The following is a 21,011-nucleotide window of genomic DNA, read 5'->3' on the forward strand; positions in this document are numbered from 1 at the left end:
AACGGACAACGAACCATGGCAACGCACGCTCCCACCACCGACGTCAGCACGCTCGAGCCGCCCTCGCAGTCGGCCGTGCGGCTCGTGCCGTATGCGTTTGCGCGCGACGCCAGGTTGCTCGTGGCCCGCCAGGACGTCGACACGCTGGAAGTGTGGGTCTGCCCCGAAACCTCGCGCACCGCGCTGGCCGAACTCGGCCGCGTGTTCGGCGCGCTGCAGCTGGTGACGCTCGACACAGCAGCGCTGTCCACCGCCACGCAGACGGCCTACAACGCGCAAGACGGCAGCGCGGCCCAGGTGGTGGGCGAAGTGGAAGGCGAAGTCGACCTTTCGCGCCTGATGCAGGACATTCCGGCCGTGGAAGACCTGCTCGAATCCGAAGATGACGCACCGATCATCCGCATGATCAACGCGCTGCTCACGCAGGCCGCGCGCGAAGGCGCCTCGGACATTCACATCGAGCCGTTCGAGAATGCCTCCGTCGTGCGTTTTCGCGTTGATGGCACGCTGCGCGACGTCGTGCGCCCGAAGAAGGCGCTGCACGGCGCGCTCATTTCGCGCATCAAGATCATGGCGCAGCTCGACATTGCCGAGAAACGCCTGCCGCAGGACGGGCGCATCACGCTGCGCGTGGGCGGCCGCCCGGTGGACGTGCGCGTGAGCACGCTGCCCACCGGCCACGGCGAGCGCGCGGTGCTGCGTCTGCTCGACAAGGAAGCCGGCCGGCTCGACCTGGGCAAGCTCGGCATGGGCGCCGGCACGCTGGCACGCTTCGACCACCTGATCAACCAGCCGCACGGCATCGTGCTCGTCACCGGCCCGACGGGTTCGGGCAAGACGACCACGCTGTACGCGGCGCTGTCGCGGCTCGACGCGTCGTCCACCAACATCATGACGGTGGAAGACCCGATCGAATACGACCTCGACGGCATTGGCCAGACGCAGGTCAACCCGAAGATCGACATGACCTTCGCCAAGGCCCTGCGCGCCATCCTGCGCCAGGACCCGGACGTGGTCATGATCGGGGAAATCCGCGACCTGGAAACCGCGCAGATTGCCGTGCAGGCCTCGCTGACGGGCCACCTGGTGCTGGCGACGCTGCACACGAACGATTCCGCATCCGCCGTGACGCGCTTGATCGACATGGGGATCGAACCGTTCCTGCTGTCGTCGTCGCTGCTGGGTGTGTTGGCGCAGCGGCTGGTACGTCGCCTGTGCGTGCATTGCCGCCGCGAAGAAGTGCTCGAACTCACGCCCGCAGAAGTGGAAGCCGTGGCCGGCACGCCCGTGGCCGACGGTGTGGCACCGGCCACGCCGGCACGCAAATCGGTGTGGCATCACGTCGGTTGCGAGCGTTGCAGCAACTCCGGCTACCAGGGCCGGACCGGCGTGTACGAACTGCTGACCGTCACGCCCGAAATCCAGACGATGATCCACCGCCAGGCCGCCGAATCCGAGATCAAGGCGTTCGCCATCGGCCAGGGCATGCAGACGATGCGCATGGACGCACAGCGCTGGATCGACACGGGCGCCACGTCGCTGGAAGAAGTGCTGCGTGTCACGCGCGACTAAGACGCGAATCAACGAATAGCGCATGCCAGCCTTCCGCTACGAAGCCGCCGACGCCACCGGCAAGACCGACAAGGGCGTCATCGAAGCCGACAGCGCCCGCCAGGCGCGCACGCTGCTGCGCGCACGCGGGCTGACGCCGCTGCTGGTCGACGCGCTTGGCGCACAGGCCACCAAGCGCGGCGGGTCGAGCTTCGGCAAGCGGCTCTCGGCGCAGGAAAACGCGCTCGTCACGCGCCAGCTCGCCAGCCTGCTCGTGGCGGGCCTGCCGCTCGACGAAGCGCTGGCCGCGCTGGCCGATCAGGCCGAACGCGCCTACGTCGGCGAACTGCTCGCCGCCATCCGCGCGGAAGTGGTGGGCGGCAGCTCGCTGTCGGTCGCGCTGGCGCAGCATCCGAAGGACTTTCCCGACATCTACCGCGCCCTCGTTTCAGCGGGCGAGCACTCCGGCAACCTGGGCCTCGTCCTCTCGCGCCTGGCCGACTACATCGAGAGCCGCAACGCGCTCACCTCGAAGATCAAACTGGCCTTCACGTACCCCGCCATCGTCACGGTGGTGGCGTTTGCGATCGTGATCTTCCTGCTGTCGTACGTGGTGCCGCAGGTGGTCAGCGTATTTGCCAACACCAAGCAAAAGCTGCCGACGCTCACGATCATCATGCTGTGGCTGTCGGATTTTGTGCGGAACTGGGGCTGGCTGGCGGCGATCGTGCTGGTGGCGATCGGCGTGCTGATCCGCAATCTGCTCAAGCAGCCGGCGCTGCGGTTGTCATGGCACAAATGGCTGCTGACTGCGCCGCTGTTCGGCAAGCTCGTCCGCGGTTACAACACCGCGCGGTTCGCGAGCACGCTGGCGATCCTGACGAGTGCCGGCGTGCCGATCTTGCGTGGGTTGCAGGCAGCGGGGGAAACGCTGAACAACGTTGCGCTCAAGACCAACGTCGAGGACGCCTCCACGCGCGTGCGCGAAGGGACTTCGCTGGCGCGGGCGTTGGCAGCGCAGAACCAGTTTCCGCCTGTGCTGGTGCACTTGATTCGCTCGGGTGAGGCGACTGGGAATCTGCCTGCGATGTTGGAGCGGGCTGCGCAAGGCGAGGCGCAAGAGCTTGAGCGTCGGACGCTGTTCCTGACTGGCTTGCTTGAGCCGGCGCTGATTTTGACGATGGGTGTGGTGGTGTTGTTGATTGTGTTGGCGGTGTTGATGCCGATTATTGAGATTAATCAGTTGGTGCACTGAGGGGGTTTTTTGGGGCTTTGGTGCATCTCTTGTTTCATCCCCTGCCGGGGCTGACTCACTTTCTTTGTCTTGCCAAAGAAAGTAAGCAAAGAAAGGCGCGCCCGAGATGGCGACCCCCTCCTTGAATTTCTGTCGCAGGGAGGGAGGGGAGGCAAACTCGCTGCGCTCAGACAGGCCTCCCCTCTTTTTCCTCCCTGCAACAGAAATTCAAGGCGCCATCTAGGGCAGGGAAAGTCAAAAGACAAAAGCCACACCATCTGGGCGCAAGCCCAAGCGACAAGGCCAGCCTCACGACGGGTTGGCCTTTTTCTTTTGACGTTGAGCCCTTGATGGCGCCTTGAATTTTCGTAAACGGGCGGAAAAAAGGTGGGGAACTGTCTGAGCGAAGCGAGTTTTCCCCACCTCCGCCCGGTTACGCAAATTCAAGGGGAAGTCGCCATCTCGGGCGCGCCTTTCTTTTGCTTACTTTTCTTTGGCAAGACAAAGAAAAGTAAGTCGGTCCCGGCAGGGAACGAAAGGGAGGTGGACCACCAAGGCCAAAACAAAACCAATCGACTACCCCACAGCCATCACGACACCACCACATCCCCCACCAGCCCACGCGCACTGTCCCTCCACTCCTGCACGTAATCCGGCGTACCCGCCGGCGCAGCCTCCACCACCGGCGGCAACGGCAACAGCGCCATCGGCAGCACCCCAGCCCACACAGGCAGGTCAAGGTCTTCAGCATCATCCTTAGGCCCGCCCGTGCGCACTTTGCACGCCGCCTCATCCAGCGGAATGCGCAACACGGTCGTAGCAGCAAGCTCCTTGGCATTCCCGGGCCGCGCCTGTCGCGAACGGCCCGGCGCGAGCACTTCCATGAAGGTATCGAGCACCGCAGGTTTCTGCCCATCCGGCACGACGTCGAACGCGCCGTAGATCACGGCCGACCGGTAGTTCATCGAATGGTTGAACGCCGAGCGCGCCAGCACCAAACCGTCGATGTGCGTGACCGTGACGCAGACCTGCGCCCCGCTGCCGGCCAGCTTGAGCATGCGGCTGCCGTTGGAACCGTGGATGTACAGATGATCGCCCTCGCGCCAGCAAGCGGTCGGGATGCAATGCACGCCGTGCTCGTCGGCGAAGGCGATGTGGCAGACGTAAGCCTCGTCGAGGATGGCATGCAGCGTGGTGCGGTCATAGTGGCCGCGGTGCGCGATGCGGCGCACGCGGGTGCGGGCGCTGGGCGATGTGGGTTCTGTGGTGGACATGCGGCGGCTCCGAATCGTGAATCGTCAATCGATATGCCGACGATAAAAAAACCGTGGCACCATGCATAGACCCACAAAAATCCAAAATCCTGGAGCCACGATGGACTACGGCGTCCTGCTGTCGAACTACGAACGCACGGCGATGCACGGCGAAGGCGGAGCCCGCACCTCGCAGCAGCATCGTCTGTATGCCTGCCTGCGTGCGGCCATCCTGAGCGGACAGATCGAGGAAGGCACGCGCCTGGCGCCATCGCGCACGCTCGCCGAAGAGCTGGGCATCGCGCGCAACTCGGTGCTCTACGCGTACGAGCAACTCGCCACGGAGGGCTTTGTGCTCAGCCGGCGGCAAGGCACAGTGGTGGCGCGCGTCGGCCTGCAGCAGACGCCCGCGCAGGCGCCCGAAGCCGCGCCCGAGCTGTCGCACCGCGTGAAAGACCTCGAACGCCCGCGCGGCGAAATGAGCGACCTGCTGCCCTTCCTGCCCGGCACGCCTGCGCTGGACGAATTCCCGCTGGCGCAATGGCGCCGCTGCATGGAGCGCGGGTGGCGCCGCATCGGCCCGGGACAGATGGGCTACGGCCCGGTCGAAGGGAACGTCGCGCTGCGGCAAGCCGTGGCGGAATACCTGCGCGTCTCGCGCGGGGTGCGCTGCGATGCGACGCAGGTATTCATCACCGATGGCACGCAGAACAGCCTCGACATGTGCGCCCGCACGCTGGCCGATGCAGGCGACACCGCATGGATCGAGAATCCCGGCTACTACGGGGCGCGCGCCGCGTTGCAAGCCGCCGACATGCGTCTGGTACCGATCAGCGTCGACGCCGATGGCCTTGCGCCGCGTGAGCAAGACTGGCGCGACACGCCGCCCAGGCTCATCTACATCACGCCGTCGCACCAATACCCGCTGGGCGCGGTGATGAGCCTGGAGCGCCGTCTTGCGCTCATCCAGCATGCACGCGCAGCCAGCGCGTGGATCATCGAAGACGATTACGACAGCGAATTCCGCCACACCGGCGCGCCGCTATCCGCCGTGCAAGGCTTGACCGAAGATGCGCCGGTCATCTATCTCGGCACGTTCAGCAAGATGTTGTTCCCGGCGCTGCGCCTGGGCTACATGGTGGTGCCGCCGGCACTGGCCCCCGTGCTCCAAAAAACGGCAGGGGCGCTGATGCTGCGCGGGCGCGTGGCCGAGCAGCTCGCGCTGGCCGAGTTCATCGAGGCGGGACATTTCACGCGGCACCTGCGCCGCATGCGTCGCCTGTATGGCGAGCGCCGCGATGCGCTGCAGACCGCAATCGAGCAACACCTGGCCGGCATCGTCACCGTATCGGGCGGAGCAGGCGGCATGCATCTTTCCACGCGCCTTGATGCACCGGTGCGCGACACCGAGGTCAGCCGCGTCGCCCGGGAACGCGGGATGGTGCTGCGGCCACTGTCACGCTTCTGCCTGCCCGGCACGCTGACCGCGCAATACAACGGCCTCGTGCTCGGCTACGGCAACGTGCCGGCCGACGCGATGGACGGATTGGCCCAGCGCATGCGCGACGTGATCGAGAGCGTCGCCGGCTGATTTTCACGCGGTCATCTTCGTGGCGGCCGCCAACGCCGCGATGGTCCAGCCGGCGCCCAACAACACGCGGCGCGTGTGCAAGGCGTCGAGCACGTCGCCGCCCACCGCATCGCCGAGATAGCGCAAGCGCTTGTCGCGCACCTCCACGTAACCCGACGCATACCGCGCCGCCAGCGACTGCCACAGCGCGTGCGCGCCCGTCGACTGCCGCGCCCCGCTCATCAGGCACATGCCGCCATCCAGCGCGCGCCGGTACACCGCCGATGCCAGCCCGCGCCGCTGATACCGCGCCGCATATTTCGAATGCGGTGCACGCAGGATGCGGTCGGCACGCTTGTCGAGTTCAATCAGCCGGTTGAACACCGTGACGCCAGCAAAGCGCCGCGCGGCCACATCCTGGACGTAGACGTAAATCTCGCCGTCGGCCTTGCGTGTGTGCAGGCGAAAGCCGGGCAAGGTGCCATCGTCGCAGGCCATGCCGTGCAGCGGCGTGCCGGGCGTCTGCATGCGCTCGTACAGCGTGTCGAGTTCGCGCTCGATGTCTTCACTGCCGTGCTCGACGTCGATGCGCAAGCCGAGCGGTGCAAGCCAGTGCTGCAACTGCTGCAAGACGGAAGGCAGCGTCGGCCAATCGATGGGCGGCGGGATGGGCAGCGCGCAGCTCATCGCGCACCCCAGTGTCCGCTGACCAGACCGTCAGGACGCGCAACGGCATACACGCGCGCGCTGACGGGCCAGTCGGCCATGCGCACCGCCAGCCCGGCATACACGCCGTAGCCGGGCCCGGCCACGATCGTGCCGCCGGCCTCCACGCCTTCGCCCGCCCGGATAGCGCCGCCCGCTTCAATGTCGCCGCCCGCCCGGATGCCCCACCCTGCTTCGAGATGCGTGTCGGCGCACAGGTCGCCACCGGCGAAGATGCCGTTCGCGCTGACGATGCCGGCCTCACTGATCACCTCGCCGCCAGCGCGCAGGCCCTTGCCGCAGCGCACGTTGCCGCGCGCCGCCAGTGCCTCGCCAACCAGCAAATCCGCGGCCGCGTCGATGCCGGCATCGCAATGCAAGTCGCGATGCACGCGCACCAGCCCGCCGCAATGCAATGCGCCGGTGGCGGTCACGCCCCAGCCAACGCGCAGGTCGCCGCCGACATGCACGGCGCCGTCGCAATAAAGACCGGCCTTGGCTTCCAGATCGCCGCCGGTGGTAATCGACTCGCCCGCGCGCACGCCGCCGCCGGCGCGAATGGCCTGACCGGCGCGCAACACTCCGTCGACGTGAATGCCGCCGCGTACAACGATGGTGCCGGCAAAGACGAGCGCATCGGCTTCGATGTCGTCGGCATCGAGCACGGCATCGGTCGGGCCGAAGTTGTCGAGCAGCCAGATCGCATCGCCAATGCGGCCTTCGCGTACGAGGCTGTCGAGCAGGTGTTGGTAGTCGGTGCCGCTGTGGCGATTGCGGATGTACCAGCGGTAGCCATCCGCGCAAGGCCGCTTGGCCTTGACGAAGTTTTGCGTGAGTTCCATGACGGTTCCTGCGCCGCCGCGCCGGGTTGCATCCGGCGATGGCAGGCGTACCGGCGCCGGCGCGTGTTTGCGCCAAGCCGGAATGAAAGGGAGACGGGAGCGGAGCGTGCCGTACGGGGCAGGTGCGCCAGCTTGTGGCGGCGCCCCGCACGGCTTACGAAAGCCGGGCGAGCAGGAAGTGCCGGAGGGCGACGTGCGTGTTGAGCCGATCGCGCCAAGCGCCACCACGCAGGCGCGCACCGTCTGCCGGCAGCGTGTGCCGGGGTCGGGCGGCGGCGAAAGCGGTGGCGATCACGATCGTGGATTGAGGAATTCGGGCGGAACTGCGCAGGATGGCGGCGCGGCTGGCGAAAGTCCAGGGATCGCGTGACTTGGTCGCAGCTTCTTCACCGAAGTTTGCCGATTTAGCCGCAAACGTTGCATGCACCGCACAACCGGTGCAACCACCGCTTCCGTCCCTCTGCATGCGTGCATCGGACACCACAACCAAGGGAAAACCCACCCCCATTCTTGCTGCGTTGCACGGTGTTCCGAATGTCACGCGATGCTACGATGCCTCGACCCACGGCCGTCTGCCAGTTTCCACAAGAAGCGGCGCAGGCGGCACCAAAAGAGACCTGCTGTCGGTGATCCCGGCACACCCACACGGAGCACGCATGAATGCCCCTCTGAACGACGCGCTACGCCGCGCGCTCGAAACCGTTTCCCTGGACGACAAGTACACGCTCGAGCGTGGCCGCATCTACATCAGCGGCACGCAGGCACTGGTGCGTCTGCCGATGCTGCAGCAAGAGCGCGACCGCGCCGCTGGGCTGAACACGGCGGGCTTCATCTCCGGCTACCGCGGCTCGCCGCTGGGTGCGCTGGACCAGGCCTTGTGGAAGGCCAAGAAGCATCTGGCCGGGCACAACATCGTCTTCCAGGCGGGGCTCAATGAAGACCTGGCCGCCACGGCGGTCTGGGGCTCGCAGCAGGTCAATCTGTATCCGAATGCCAAGTTCAGCGGCGTGTTCGGCATGTGGTACGGCAAGGGGCCGGGCGTCGACCGCACGATCGACGTGTTCAAGCACGCCAACTCGGCCGGCTCGTCCGCGCATGGCGGCGTGCTGGTGTTGGCAGGCGACGACCACGCCGCCAAGTCGTCCACGCTGGCGCACCAGTCGGAGCACGTCTTCAAGGCGGCCGGCATTCCGGTGCTGTATCCGTCGAACGTGCAGGAGTACCTCGACTACGGCCTGCATGGCTGGGCAATGAGCCGCTACTCCGGCCTGTGGGTGTCGATGAAGTGCGTGACGGACGTGGTGGAATCGTCGGCCTCGGTGGACGTCGATCCGCACCGTGCGCAGATCATCCTGCCCGAAGATTTCGTCATGCCGCAGGGCGGGCTGAACATCCGCTGGCCCGATCCGCCGCTGGTGCAGGAAGCGCGGCTGCTCGACTACAAGTGGTACGCCGGCCTGTCGTACGTGCGTGCCAACAAGCTCGACCGCGTGGTGCTCGATTCGCCGCAGGCGCGCTTCGGCATCATGACCGCCGGCAAGGCGTACCTGGACGTGCGCCAAGCGCTGGTCGATCTCGGCCTCGATGAGGACACCTGCCGCCGCATCGGCATCCGGCTGTACAAGGTCGGCTGCGTGTGGCCGCTGGAAGCGCACGGCGCGCGTGCCTTTGCCGAAGGGCTGCAAGAGATCCTGGTGGTGGAAGAAAAGCGCCAGATCCTCGAATACCAACTCAAGGAAGAGCTGTACAACTACCGCGACGACGTGCGTCCGCGCGTGTACGGCAAGTTTGACGAGAAGGACAACGCCGGCGGCGAATGGTCGGTGCCGATGGCCAACTGGCTGCTGCCGGCGCATTACGAACTGTCGCCTGCGCTCATCGCGCGCGCCATCGCCACGCGCCTGGAGAAGTTCGAGCTGCCGTCGGACGTGCGCGCGCGCATTGCCTCGCGCATCGCCATCATCGACGCCAAAGAAAAAGCGCTCGCCAAGCCGCGCATCACCGCCGAGCGCAAGCCGTGGTTCTGCTCGGGCTGCCCGCACAACACGTCGACCAACGTGCCGGAAGGCTCGCGCGCGCTGGCCGGCATCGGCTGCCACTACATGACCGTGTGGATGGACCGCCGCACCGACACCTTCAGCCAGATGGGCGGCGAAGGCGTGGCGTGGATCGGCCAGATGCCGTTCTCGGGCGACCAGCACGTGTTCGCCAACCTGGGCGACGGCACGTATTACCACTCGGGCCTGCTGGCGATCCGCGCGTCGATTGCGGCCAAGGTGAACATCACCTACAAGATCCTCTACAACGACGCCGTGGCCATGACGGGCGGCCAGCCGGTCGACGGCCCGCTTTCCGTCCCGCAGATTGCCGCGCAGGTCTACGCCGAAGGCACGTCGCGCATCGTCATCGTCACGGACGAGCCCGAGAAGTACAACGCCGCCATCAAGCTCCCGGAAGGCGTAACGGTGCATCACCGCGATCGCCTCGATGCCATCCAGCGCGAGCTGCGCGAAGTGCAAGGCACCAGCGTGCTGATCTACGACCAGACCTGCGCGACGGAAAAGCGCCGTCGCCGCAAGCGCGGCACGATGGCCGATCCGGCCCGCCGCGCGTTCATCAACGACGCCGTGTGCGAAGGCTGCGGTGATTGCTCGGTCAAGTCGAACTGCCTGTCGGTCGAGCCGCTGGAAACGGAGCTGGGCACGAAGCGCAAGATCAACCAGTCGTCGTGCAACAAGGACTTTTCGTGCGTGAACGGCTTCTGCCCGAGCTTCGTGACGGCAGAAGGCGCGCAGGTGCGCAAGCCGGAGTCGCACGGCGTGTCGATGGACGGCCTGCCGCTGCTGCCGCATCCTGAGCTGCCGGCCATCCACCGCGCGTATGGCGTGCTGGTGACCGGCGTCGGTGGCACAGGCGTGGTGACCATCGGCGGCCTGCTCGGCATGGCCGCGCACATCGAAGGCAAGGGCGTGACCGTGCTCGACATGGCGGGCCTGGCGCAGAAAGGCGGCGCGGTGCTCTCGCACGTGCAGATCGGCGAGCGCCCCGATTCGATCCACGCCACGCGCATCGCCATGGGCGAGGCCGACCTCGTGATCGGCTGCGACGCGATTGTGTCGGCGTCGGACGAAGTGCTGTCGAAGGTGCAGCACGGCCAGACGCGCGCCATCATCAACAGCACCGCATCGCCCACGGCCGACTTCATCAAGAACCCGAACTGGCGCTTCCCGGGCAGCTCGGCCGAGGCGGACATCCGCGCGGCTGTCGGCGACGCCTGCGCGTTTGAAGACGCCAACACGCTGGCCGTGCGCCTGCTGGGCGATGCGATCTTCACCAACCCGCTGGTGCTGGGCTTTGCATGGCAGAAGGGCTGGGTTCCGCTGACGCACGACGCGCTCATCCGCGCGATCGAACTCAACGGCGTCGCCGTCGAGAAGAACAAGACCGCGTTCGAATGGGGCCGCCACCTCGCGCAAGACCGCGAGGCGGTGCTCAAGCTCGCCGGCGATGCGCCCCGTGCCAAGGCCGACGTCATCGCCCTGCCCTCGCTGGACACGCTGATCGCCCGCCGTGTCGATCTGCTGACCGCATACCAGAACGCCGCGTATGCCGCTGAATTCCGCGCGGTGGTCGAGCGCGTGCGTGCAGCCGAGGCCGCCGTGGTGGGTGCCGGCCAACCGCTGGCGTTCACGGAAGCCGTGGTGCGCAATCTGTCGAAGCTGATGGCGTACAAGGACGAATACGAAGTCGCCCGTCTGTACACCGATCCGGCCTTCCTCGACAAGCTGCGCGCGCAGTTCGAAGGCGAACCCGGCCGCGACTACCAGCTCAACTTCTGGCTCGCGCCGCCCATGACGGCCAAGCGTGATGAGAAGGGCCACTTGGTCAAGCAACGCTTTGGCCCGAACACGATGCGCATCTTCAAGCTGCTCGCCAAGCTCAAGGGCCTGCGCGGCACGGCGCTCGACATCTTCGGCAAGACCGAAGAACGGCGCACCGAGCGCGCGCTAATCGGCGAATACCGCGCGCTGGTCGATGAACTGGTGAAGGGCCTGACGGCGCAAAAGCTGGCCCAAGCCGTGGAACTGGCTCGCCTGCCGGAGGACATTCGCGGCTTCGGCCATGTGAAGGAGGCCAACCTGGCTGCGGCGCGCATCCGCTGGAACAAGCTGCTGGCCCAGTGGCGCGATCCGGCGGGGGCACAGCAGGCGGCCTGATCGGCGCTAAGCGTTCGGCATCGCCAACAAAAAACGGAGGCTTCGGCCTCCGTTTTTCTTGATGCGTCGGCTTCGTCAGCCCGGCACGATCTGCTGCGCGTAGTCGTACAGATCCTGCAGGATGCTCTGCGCACGCGTGTCGCCGTTCTCTGCCGCTTCCGCGCCCAACTGTTGAAGCCGCTCGCCGAACATTTCGAACGTCATGTAGCCGTCACGGCCTTCGAACAGCCGCTCGGCGCGCAACTGCTCCCACTGCTCGTATTCCTCTTCGTTCAGCGTGTCGGGGAAGTTGCGTGCGCGGTAATGGAACAGCAGTTCGGGCAGGCGCGCGTCGGCAAACTCCGCGTGCAAGCGCGCGAGCTGTTCGCCGCTGAGCGTGCGCAGCTCGTTGAGCAGGCGGCGGTCGTCGTTGCCGACGAATCCGCCGTAGAGGTTCTGGTCGACGTCTTCGATCGGCTCCAGTTCGCGGGCGTACACCTGACGCCATGTTTCGCGCATGTCGGGCGCGCCTTGGGCGATGGCGGCGTGGCGTTCGATCGTGGCGAAGTCGATGCCCCAGCGTTCTGCCTGCGCGGGCTGCAGCGTCTTCATGTTGCTGATGACGATGGGCGACTTGTTGATGTGGATCGACTTGATCGGCAGTCGCGTGGTGCCTTCGGCCAGATCGGCCGTGCGCGTAAACATGCGCTCGCGGATCGTCGCCACATCCATGTGGAACAGCTCGGACGGGTCGAACGCCAGGTCCCACACGATCAGTTCGTTCTTATTAGTCGGATGCCCACCCAGCGGCCACACCACGGCCATGCAGCCGCGCTCCACACCGTACATGCCGGAGATGTGCAGCAACGGCCGCGGCGCATCGCCAATCTCAGCCACCACGCGGTCTTTCTTGCGCAGCGCCAGGCAGAAATCGAACAGGCGCGGCTGCGCATTGCGAATCAGGCGCGCCAGCGCAATCGTCGCGCGCACGTCGGACACCGCATCGTGCGCCGCCTCGTGCACGAGGCCGTTGGCCTTGGACAGATGCTCCAGCTTGAAGCTCGGCCGGCCGTCTTCGTGGGTCGGCCATTGAATGCCTTCCGGGCGCAGGGCCCACGTGGTGCGCACGACATCGAGCAGATCCCAGCGTCCGCATTCGTTCTGCCACTCGCGCGCATACGGGTCGATCAGGTTGCGCCAGAACAGGTGGCGCGTGACCTCGTCGTCGAAACGGATGGTGTTGTAGCCGACGCCGATGGTGCCGGGCGTGCCGAGTTCGCGCTCGATGGCCTGGGCGAAGCGGTATTCCGGAATGCCTTGCCGGGCGCATTGCTGCGGCGTGATGCCGGTGATGAGGCACGACACCGGATCGGGCAGCCAATCGTTGGACGGCTGGCAGAACAGTTCGACCGGCTCGCCGATCTCGTTCAGTTCGGCATCGGTGCGGATGCCGGCAAACTGCGCGGGACGATCACGGCGCGGCACGGCGCCGAAGGTTTCGTAGTCGTGCCAGAGAAAGGTGGGAGTGACGGGCAAGGCAGCGGCTCGCTGGAAAACACTGAAGATGCCGGCATGTTAACAGTGTTGCCCATCCCGCTCGCCCTCCTTGGCGGTTGACTCACATCAACCCGCATCGGGCAGGCGTCAACCAGACTGGTATCTCCCCCAACCCGGAGATGTCTCATGGCCAAGTCGATGAAAGCCGCGGTAGTCCATGCGTTTGGCGAACCCTTGCGCATTGAGGAAGTGCCGATTCCCACACCTGGGCGCGGACAGATTCTTGTCAAGATCGCGGCCTCGGGCGTCTGCCATACAGACTTGCACGCCGCCGATGGCGACTGGCCCGTCAAGCCCAGCCTGCCGTTCATCCCCGGGCACGAAGGGGTGGGTTATGTGGCAGCCGTGGGCGAAGGCGTGACCGCCGTCAAAGAAGGCGACCGCGTGGGCGTGCCCTGGCTCTACACCGCCTGCGGCCACTGCGAGCACTGCCTGAGCGGCTGGGAAACCCTCTGCCACGAGCAGCAGAACACCGGCTACTCCGTTAACGGCGGCTATGCCGAATACGTACTGGCCGACCCGAACTACGTCGGCCACCTGCCCGCACAGGTCAGCTTCGAAGAAATCGCGCCGATCCTCTGCGCAGGCGTGACGGTCTACAAGGGCATCCGCATGACGGATACGCGGCCGGGCCAGTGGATCGCCATTTCGGGCATTGGCGGGCTGGGACACGTGGCGGTGCAGTACGCGATTGCGATGGGCCTGCACGTGGTGGCCGTCGACGTGGCGCCCGACAAGCTGGCGCTGGCACGGGAGCTTGGGGCCAAGCTCGTCGTCGATGCCTCACAGCAAGACCCGGCGGCCGTGATCCAGAAAGAGATCGGCGGTGTGCACGGCGTGCTGGTGACGGCGGTGTCCCGCAGTGCCTTTGCGCAAGCGTTGGGCATGGTGCGGCGCGGCGGCACGATCTCGCTCAACGGGCTGCCGCCGGGCGATTTTCCGCTGCCCATCTTCTCCACGGTGCTCAACGGCATCACCGTGCGGGGCTCGATTGTGGGCACGCGGCGCGACTTGCAGGAGTCACTGCAGTTTGCCGCCGAGGGGTTGGTACGCGCCCACATTCACCGCGACAAGCTCGACAACATCAACCAAGTGTTCGCCGATCTGAAGGCCGGCAAGGTGGATGGCCGCATCGTCCTGACGCTCTGAGCGCCGGCACCCGGCGGTGCGAGTAAGCTGCAGGCATCACGTCCGCTTGCCCCACCCGCCATGCGCATTCTCTTTTTCAGCAGCCACCGATACGACGAAGACAGCTTCCGCGCCTCACTCGCGCGTGGCGGCCACGGCTTCGACCTCGTCTTCCAGCGCGCGCACCTCGACGCGCAGACGGCATCCCTCGCGGCTGGCTTTGAAGTGGTGTGTCCGTTCGTCAATGATTCGCTCAGTGCGGAAGTGCTCGAGGCGCTGGCTGCAGGCGGCACGCGGCTGATCGCGTTGCGCTCGGCAGGGTTCAACCATGTCGACCTGGCGGCCGCGCAGCGCCTGGGGCTGACGGTGGTCCGCGTGCCGGCGTATTCGCCGCACGCGGTGGCAGAACATGCGGTCGGCATGATCCTCACGCTGAACCGGCGGCTGCACCGCGCCTGCAATCGCACGCGCGAAGGCGATTTCTCGCTGGACGGATTGCTGGGCTTCGACCTGGCCGGCAAGACCGTCGGCGTGGTCGGCACGGGGCAGATCGGCCAGGTGTTCGCGCGCATCATGGCGGGTTTCGGCTGTCACGTGCTGGCATTCGATCCGTTTCCGCAAGCGGCGCTGACGGCGCTGGGCGTGCGCTACGTGCCGCTGCCCGAATTGCTGGCGCAGGCCGATATCGTCAGCCTGCATTGCCCGCTCAACGCCGGCACACACCACCTGATCGACGCCAGCGCGCTCGCCAGCATGAAGCCGGGCGCGATGCTCATCAACACGAGCCGCGGCGGTCTGGTCGACAGCCCCGCCCTGATCGACGCGCTCAAGAGCGGCCAGCTCGGCCACCTCGGGCTGGACGTCTACGAAGAAGAGGCCGATCTGTTCTTCGAAGACCGCTCCGCCGACGTGCTGCAGGACGACGTGCTCGCGCGCCTGCTGAGCTTTCCCAACGTCATCGTCACCGCGCATCAGGCGTTCTTCACGCGCGAAGCGCTGGCGGGCATTGCCGACACCACGCTCGCGAACGTGGCGGCGTGGGCGGCAGGCGCGCCCGTCAATGTGGTGAAGGCCTAGGCCGCGGCTTTCGGCTGCGACAGTTCGCTCTCGCCTTCCTTCACGTAGATGGAGTTGCGCGGCCTGGCCAGCACGCGCCGCACCATCGGCTCGAAGAACGACAGTGGCAGGTTGTCGTAATCGGGCATGAAGGCCGCGGCGTCGTATTTGGCGCAGAACTCGGCGGTGCGCTCGAACAGCTCGGGCTGGTTGCGGTACTGCTCGCGCAGGTTGCGGTCGAGCCCGAGATGGTGGAAGAAGTAGTAGCCCTGGAAGATGCCGTGCTTCTCGACCATCCACAGGTTTTCGGGGCTCACGAACGGCTTGAGGATGGCCGCGGCGATGTCCGGGTGGTTGAAGCTGCCCAGCGTGTCGCCAATGTCGTGCAACAGCGCACAGACGACGTATTCCTCGTCCCGCCCGTCGCGGTGGGCGAGCGTGGCGGTTTGCAGGGAATGCGCGAGACGGTCGATCGGGAAGCCGCCGCAATCGCCGTCGAGCAGCTTCAGGTGCGCGAGCACCCGGTCGGGCAGCGCACGGGCAAAAGGCATGAACTCCGCCGAGATGGCGGCCCAGTCTTCGCGCGTGCCGTGCTCCATATGGGAAAACGTCGCGCGCGGAGCGGTGTGTTGCGGATCGGTCATTGGAGTGTCTCCTTCGTCGCCGGAATGGTCGCGTCGGTACCGCGTCGTATTTCTTAATGGCTGAGTGCGCGGCTAGCGGGCCATTCTCTGCCCGCCGCTTGCATGCAGACTGTCAAGCGTTTGACAATGATCGGACCGCCCTCGCCGCATCCTGCCGCCATGCCCGCAGACGCCACCCACACCGCCGCCGCGCCCACGCCAGCACAGCTCGCGCAGGGCTGGCTGCGCGACGCCCCCGCCGATCTGCTGGCCGAGATTGCGCCCACCGCACGCCTGATCACCTACCCCGACGGCGAATGCATCCACCCGCACGGCGGCCCCGCCCAGGGCATGTTCCTGATCGTGCGCGGCCGCGTGCGCATCAGCCGGACCACCGACGGCGGCAGCGAACTCGTCTACGGCGTGCTGCGGGCGGGCGAATGGTTTGGCGAGATCGCGCTCATCGACGGCGGCGGACGCACGCACAGCGCCCATGCACAGGGGCCGACCACGCTCGTCCTGCTGGGCAGCGCGGCGTTTGCGCGCGTGGTGTCGGCTTACCCGGCCGGCATGTGGGCGCTGATGCAGCAGCTCTGCCAGCGCATCCGCCTGATCTTCGACGAGTTCGAGCACGCCAGCGAAATGCCCGCCGACGCCCGCCTCGCCCAGCGACTGCTGCAGCTCGCCCGCGCCGGCGATGGCCGCTCCGTGGCCGCCAGCAATGAAGAACTCGGCCGCATGCTGGCCCGCTCGCGGCAGACGATCTCAAAGTACCTGCAGGCGTGGCAGCGCGCGGGCTGGATCCGCTGCCATTACCGGACCGTCGAGATCGTCGATGCGGGAGCTTTGCGGAGGCTGATGGGCGGGCACGCTTCCTGAGCGTGCCCTGCGCACGGGGCACGCGCGCCACAATCGGCGCCGATAAAATGGATTTTTCCCGCGCAGATCTGCCCCTTCCACCGCCACCATCTCCATGAACCCCATGTTCTCGGCCGGCTCGCCTGAAGGCCGGCGCCTTGTGTTGTTGCTGGGCCTGGCACAAATGGTTTCGTGGGGCACGCTGTACTTCACCTTCACCGTATTTCTGGGGCCAATGCACAGCACGCTCGGCTGGGCGCGGCCGTTTCTGGCGGGCGGGTTTTCGCTTGGGCTGCTGGTGTGGGCGCTGTGCTCGTTCTGGGTCGGACGCGCGCTCGACCGCTGGCCCGCGCGCCTCGTGATGGGCGGAGGCACCTTGCTTGCGGCAGCCGGCCTGCTGGCGTGGTCCTTCGTCTCGAGTGAGACGGCCTTCCTGCTGCTCTGGCTACCGATGGGCCTTGCGATGGCGACCACGCTCTACGACCCCGCCTTCGTTGTGCTTCGCCAAGCGTTTGGCGATGGGTATCAGCGCCCGATCATCGGCCTCACGCTGATCGCGGGGTTCTCCAGCACGCTGTGCATTGCACTCGCGCAGTGGGGTGTGGAACACCTCGGCTGGCGGCATACGCTGCAATTCTTTGCGTTGGCGCATGTGCTGATCTGCCTACCGATCCATGCGCGAGTGCGTGTGCGCCCGCCCCTGCACGCGCCAGCCGATGCGCTCGACCCGACAGCACCGGTGCATGCCTCGGCATGGCGCATGGTGCTGCGCCTACCTGTGTTCTGGGCGGTGGTGCTGGCCTTCGTGGCCACCAGCCTGATCGCCACCGTGCTCGGCGCGCACTTGATTCCGCTGCTGACGGAGAAAGGCGTGCCGACCAGTCGCCAGTTGCTGATCGCCGCGCTCATCGGCCCCGCCCAAGTGCTCGGGCGGCTGGCAATGATGCGTTCACGCCCGGCGCACCCCCTGCGCATCGCACCCTGGACGTACGGCGCCATGGCGGTTGCGCTTGTCTTGCTGGCACTCTCCAGCGGGCCGCTGCTCCTCGTGTTTGCGCTGGTCTATGGTGCAGCGAACGGCATCAACACGATGGTCCGCGCGCTTGCAATGCCGGAGCTGGTTTCACGCAATCAGTACGCCACGCTCAACGGCCTGATGATGACGCCCGTGCTGCTTGCGCAGGCCAGCGCGCCATGGCTGGGGGCACTGCTGTGGCGTGCCAGCGGTGGTTATGCAGCAGTCGAGTGGGCGATGGTCGGAGCCGCCCTCGTCGCATTGGCGGCCTTCGTTTACGGCTTGCGGAACGCGCAAAAACGCAACGTCCCGGCGGCTGCGTCGCGTCCCAAGGTGACGCAATTGCCATGACGCATTCACCACTTTGTGGGCACAAGATTGCTTTTCGGAACCTTTGCAAGCGCACATCTGTCTTGAAACATGGGACGTGATGTTTCATTCTCATAGGATGACCGGCCCGCTTTTTGCGAGATTGCCGACGGAGGAAACGCCTTGTCACAGGTTCATCTGGAAACGTCATCTGCGAGCGAGCGCATGCCGTGGTCGATCCAAGAGATCAGCTACGGCAGCATCGACGTTGCGCGCGTGCGCGAAAACCGCACGCTGTTCTACCTGGTTGCGAGTGCCTCGTTTGTCGAGAGCGGCTCCGACCTCTACGCTGGCAACCTCGCTCAGTACTACGCCGATCGGCCCGAAACCGCGCACTGGCTGACCCACCACTGGGAGCGTGAAGAGCTGCAGCACGGCCGCGCGTTGCGCCACTACGTTGGAGCCGTCTGGCCCGAGTTCGACTGGGAGCGCGGCTACGCCCGTTTCTTCGAGGAATACTCGGTCACGTGTTCGGTCGACCAGTTCGAGCCCACGCAGGCGCTGGAAATGGTCGCGCGCTGCGTCGTCGAAATGGGCACGGCCACCTTCTATCGCGCTATCGCCCAGGCCGCGGCCGACGCCGACGAACCCGTGTTGCGCGACCTCGCCAGCCGCATCTCGGCCGATGAAGTCCGGCATTACAAACACTTCCTGCGTTTCTTCAACGAGTGCAACGCGAGCGAGGGCGTGGGCCGCGCGCGCGTGCTCAAGGCGCTCGCCTCGCGCCTGCGTGAAATCAAGAATGAAGATTCGATGATCGCGCTGCGCAATGTGCTGCGTATCGAGCGCGGCCAGGAAGATGTGCCCGAAGCCGATGTCCGCGCCTTGAACTCGCGCGTGAGCGCCCTGGTGCGCTCATACCTGCCGCTCGACATGGCCGCCAAGATGCTGCTCAAGCCGCTGCGCCTGCGGCCTGGGTTCGAGCGCTCGATCCGGCCGCCCCTGGTGGCCGTGGTGCGACGCGTGATCCTGCACTAGGCCGCAGCGCGCGGCGCAGGCGTCAACAAAAAACCCGGGTTTCGGCCCGGGTTTTTCTCATTCAGCCGACCACAAACCGCTTCAGGCGAGCCGGAACACGTCCACCGCGCCGCGCAGTTCCTGGGCTTGTTGGCGCAGGCTTTCGGCCGCAGCAGCCGCTTCCTCGACCAGCGCGGCGTTCTGCTGCGTCACCTCGTCCATCGACGTGACTGCGCGGTTGACCTCTTCGATGCCTTGCGACTGCTCGCGCGACGCGTGGCTGATCTCGCCCATCAGGCCGGCGATGCGCTCCACGCGCGTCACGATGTCCTGCATGGCATCGCCGGCGCCGCGGGCGGCCTCGTTACCGGCCTGCACTTCTTCGACCGAGCGACTGATCAATTCCTTGATCTCCTTGGCGGCCGCTGCACTGCGCTGGGCGAGGCTGCGCACCTCGCCGGCCACGACGGCAAAGCCCCGGCCCTGTTCGCCGGCGCGGGCGGCTTCCACGGCGGCGTTCAGCGCGAGGATGTTGGTCTGGAACGCGATGCCGTCGATGATGCCCGTGATGTCGGCAATCTTCTGCGCGGTGGCGTGGATGCCCGACATGGTGCCGACGAGCCGCTCGACGGTCTGGCCGCCGGCATTGGCCGCCTCGCTGGCGGACTGCACCATGTCGTGCGCATGGTGGGCGCTCTCGGCGTTCTGGCGCACGGTGGCGGCCAGTTGCTCGATGCTGGATGCGGTGCGTTCCAGGTTGCCAGCCTGCGCTTCGGTGCGGGCGGAAAGATCGGCATTGCCGGCGGCGATCTGGCCGGTGCTCGATGCGATGGTGGAGGCGCTGGCGCGCACCTTGTCGACGATGCCCGAAAGGCCGTCGCCAACGCCGTTGACGGCGCGCATGACCTGGCCGATCTCATCGCGGCGCGTGGTGGGCAGGCGGTGCGTGAGGTCGCCTGCAGCCACACGCTGCGCCACGTTCACCACCTCGGCCAGCGGCGTGCTCACGGCGCGGCGCAGCATCCAGTACAAGCCGCCGGCCAGCAGCGCGCCGAGCGCCAGCCCCAGCAGCAGGAACCGGTTGCGGGCGGCCACCAGGTCGGCGTTGAGTTCGTCTACGTAGGCCGTGCCGGCAATCACGAGCTGCCAGTCGGGATATTGCGTGAAGACGGTCAGGCGCTCGCGCGCGGTGCCGCCTTCCGTGTCGGCCAGCACGTGACGCAGCGTGCCGTCCTTGCGTGCGATCATCTCGCGCACCCAGGCCTGGCCGCCGGTGTCCTTGGCGTCGAGCAGATTCTTGCCTTCGCGGTCTTGCGCATGGTCGATCAGCACCTTGCCCTGGTCTGCGCCGGGCTTGCCGTCGATGACGAAATAGCCGCCCGTCTTGCCGATACCGTGCGAGCGGATCTTGTCCTTGAGCAGCGCCAGTTCCGAGCGCACGTCCACACCCACGTACAGCGCGCCGATGACCTTGCCCGACGCATCGCGCACGGGCTCGTACTTGCTCATGTAGGGCACGCCAAACAGCCACGCCAGGCCGCGGAACGGCTCGCCGGCCATCAGCGCCTTGTAGCTCGGGTGGGCGCGGTCGAGCAGCGTGCCGATCGCGCGTTCGCCGTTTTCCTTCTTGAGCGAGGTGGTCACGCGCACGAAATCGTCGCCGGTGCGGGCAAACACGGTGGCGATCGTGCCGCCGGTGCGCGCGAAGAACTTGTCCGGCACGGTGAAGTTGAGGTTCAGCACCGTGTCGCCGCTCTTGAAGGTGGGCGTCGGCTTGCCGGCCACTTCCACGGTCTGCGCCGGATCTACGCTGTACGGCCCGGGCGCCGCGTCGGCAAAGGCAGTCAGGAAGCGGTCGGCCTCGGTGCGCATGGTGCCGTCGAACAGGCTGATCATGTCGCGCATGGCGGCTTCCTGGTTGTGCATGGCCGACTGCGTATTGGCCTCCAGCATGCGCAGGCTCGATTGCGAGTTGGCCAAGGCAAACATGCCGAACACCGCCACCAGGGCGATCAAGCCAATCACGGCCAGACGGGTGCCAAGGCTCGTTGGCGATTGTGAAACTTCGGACAGGGGCGCAGACGCTCTCATACTTTT

16 protein-coding genes are annotated in these 21,011 nt (G+C 66.4%); 9 read left to right on the plus strand and 7 right to left on the minus strand.

Annotated elements, in window-relative coordinates:
* The first annotated feature begins 15 nt into the window (after window positions 1–15).
* Window positions 16–1,572 carry a type II secretion system ATPase GspE gene (gspE, locus tag ABIC76_RS08020; protein ID WP_354533622.1) on the plus strand — a complete coding sequence of 519 codons (1,557 nt, stop codon included), beginning with the start codon at window positions 16–18 and terminating at the stop codon, window positions 1,570–1,572.
* Window positions 1,573–1,594: 22 nt separating this feature from the next.
* Window positions 1,595–2,806, plus strand: coding sequence for a type II secretion system inner membrane protein GspF (gene gspF / locus ABIC76_RS08025; protein WP_102063919.1), 1,212 nt, complete (start codon window positions 1,595–1,597; stop codon window positions 2,804–2,806).
* Window positions 2,807–3,375: 569 nt separating this feature from the next.
* On the opposite strand, the gene ABIC76_RS08030 is transcribed toward gspF, so the two are convergent.
* Window positions 3,376–4,059 (minus strand): pyridoxamine 5'-phosphate oxidase family protein, encoded by a 684-nt coding sequence (locus ABIC76_RS08030; RefSeq protein WP_354533624.1) that lies wholly within the window; start codon window positions 4,057–4,059, stop codon window positions 3,376–3,378.
* Window positions 4,060–4,159: 100 nt separating this feature from the next.
* Here ABIC76_RS08030 and pdxR point away from each other — a divergent pair, with 100 nt between their 5' ends.
* Complete coding sequence (pdxR, locus tag ABIC76_RS08035; protein ID WP_354533625.1) at window positions 4,160–5,629, plus strand: MocR-like pyridoxine biosynthesis transcription factor PdxR; 1,470 nt, start codon at window positions 4,160–4,162, stop codon at window positions 5,627–5,629.
* A gap of 3 nt (window positions 5,630–5,632) precedes the next feature.
* On the opposite strand, the gene ABIC76_RS08040 is transcribed toward pdxR, so the two are convergent.
* The 3 genes from ABIC76_RS08040 to ABIC76_RS08050 all read right to left on the minus strand — a co-directional run bounded on the left by ABIC76_RS08040 (window position 5,633) and on the right by ABIC76_RS08050 (window position 7,663).
* Complete coding sequence (locus tag ABIC76_RS08040) at window positions 5,633–6,295, minus strand: N-acetyltransferase (protein ID WP_354533626.1); 663 nt, start codon at window positions 6,293–6,295, stop codon at window positions 5,633–5,635.
* Window positions 6,292–7,155, minus strand: a complete 864-nt coding sequence (locus tag ABIC76_RS08045; RefSeq protein WP_354533627.1) for a hypothetical protein — start codon at window positions 7,153–7,155, stop codon at window positions 6,292–6,294. Before ABIC76_RS08045 ends, ABIC76_RS08040 begins: the two co-directional genes overlap by 4 nt.
* Window positions 7,156–7,309: 154 nt before the next feature.
* Entirely contained in the window at window positions 7,310–7,663 is a 354-nt protein-coding gene (locus ABIC76_RS08050) for a hypothetical protein (protein ID WP_354533628.1), read from the minus strand.
* Window positions 7,664–7,811: 148 nt separating this feature from the next.
* Here ABIC76_RS08050 and ABIC76_RS08055 point away from each other — a divergent pair, with 148 nt between their 5' ends.
* Window positions 7,812–11,372 carry an indolepyruvate ferredoxin oxidoreductase family protein gene (locus ABIC76_RS08055; RefSeq protein WP_354533629.1) on the plus strand — a complete coding sequence of 1,187 codons (3,561 nt, stop codon included), beginning with the start codon at window positions 7,812–7,814 and terminating at the stop codon, window positions 11,370–11,372.
* A 75-nt stretch (window positions 11,373–11,447) separates the two neighbouring features.
* Here ABIC76_RS08055 and sbcB read toward each other — a convergent pair whose 3' ends face one another.
* The gene (sbcB, locus tag ABIC76_RS08060) at window positions 11,448–12,887 is read right to left on the minus strand and encodes an exodeoxyribonuclease I (protein WP_354533630.1); all 1,440 of its coding nucleotides are present in this window, start codon (window positions 12,885–12,887) and stop codon (window positions 11,448–11,450) included.
* A 147-nt stretch (window positions 12,888–13,034) separates the two neighbouring features.
* On the opposite strand from sbcB, the gene adhP reads away from it, so the two are divergent.
* Together adhP and ABIC76_RS08070 are read left to right on the plus strand one after the other, a co-directional pair.
* Entirely contained in the window at window positions 13,035–14,057 is a 1,023-nt protein-coding gene (gene adhP / locus ABIC76_RS08065; RefSeq protein WP_354533631.1) for an alcohol dehydrogenase AdhP, read from the plus strand.
* 60 nt (window positions 14,058–14,117) lie between these two features.
* The gene (locus ABIC76_RS08070) at window positions 14,118–15,113 is read left to right on the plus strand and encodes a 2-hydroxyacid dehydrogenase (protein WP_354533632.1); all 996 of its coding nucleotides are present in this window, start codon (window positions 14,118–14,120) and stop codon (window positions 15,111–15,113) included.
* Here the strand turns inward: ABIC76_RS08070 and ABIC76_RS08075 are convergent.
* Window positions 15,110–15,736 (minus strand): HD domain-containing protein, encoded by a 627-nt coding sequence (locus tag ABIC76_RS08075; protein WP_354533633.1) that lies wholly within the window; start codon window positions 15,734–15,736, stop codon window positions 15,110–15,112. The genes ABIC76_RS08070 and ABIC76_RS08075 overlap by 4 nt on opposite strands.
* A 126-nt stretch (window positions 15,737–15,862) precedes the next feature.
* Here ABIC76_RS08075 and ABIC76_RS08080 point away from each other — a divergent pair, with 126 nt between their 5' ends.
* The 3 genes from ABIC76_RS08080 to ABIC76_RS08090 all read left to right on the plus strand — a co-directional run bounded on the left by ABIC76_RS08080 (window position 15,863) and on the right by ABIC76_RS08090 (window position 18,935).
* On the plus strand, window positions 15,863–16,594 hold the full coding sequence (locus tag ABIC76_RS08080) for a Crp/Fnr family transcriptional regulator (RefSeq protein ID WP_354533634.1): 732 nt from the start codon (window positions 15,863–15,865) through the stop codon (window positions 16,592–16,594).
* A gap of 103 nt (window positions 16,595–16,697) precedes the next feature.
* On the plus strand, window positions 16,698–17,939 hold the full coding sequence (locus ABIC76_RS08085) for an MFS transporter (protein ID WP_502947855.1): 1,242 nt from the start codon (window positions 16,698–16,700) through the stop codon (window positions 17,937–17,939).
* A gap of 183 nt (window positions 17,940–18,122) precedes the next feature.
* Window positions 18,123–18,935 carry a ferritin-like domain-containing protein gene (locus ABIC76_RS08090; protein ID WP_354534201.1) on the plus strand — a complete coding sequence of 271 codons (813 nt, stop codon included), beginning with the start codon at window positions 18,123–18,125 and terminating at the stop codon, window positions 18,933–18,935.
* Window positions 18,936–19,016: 81 nt separating this feature from the next.
* Here ABIC76_RS08090 and ABIC76_RS08095 read toward each other — a convergent pair whose 3' ends face one another.
* On the minus strand, window positions 19,017–21,005 hold the full coding sequence (locus ABIC76_RS08095) for a methyl-accepting chemotaxis protein (protein ID WP_354533636.1): 1,989 nt from the start codon (window positions 21,003–21,005) through the stop codon (window positions 19,017–19,019).
* Between the last annotated feature and the right edge of the window lie 6 nt (window positions 21,006–21,011).

The sequence above is a fragment of the Ralstonia sp. 1138 genome (genome assembly GCF_040544795.1).
GTDB classification, from domain to species: Bacteria; Pseudomonadota; Gammaproteobacteria; order Burkholderiales; family Burkholderiaceae; genus Ralstonia; species Ralstonia flatus.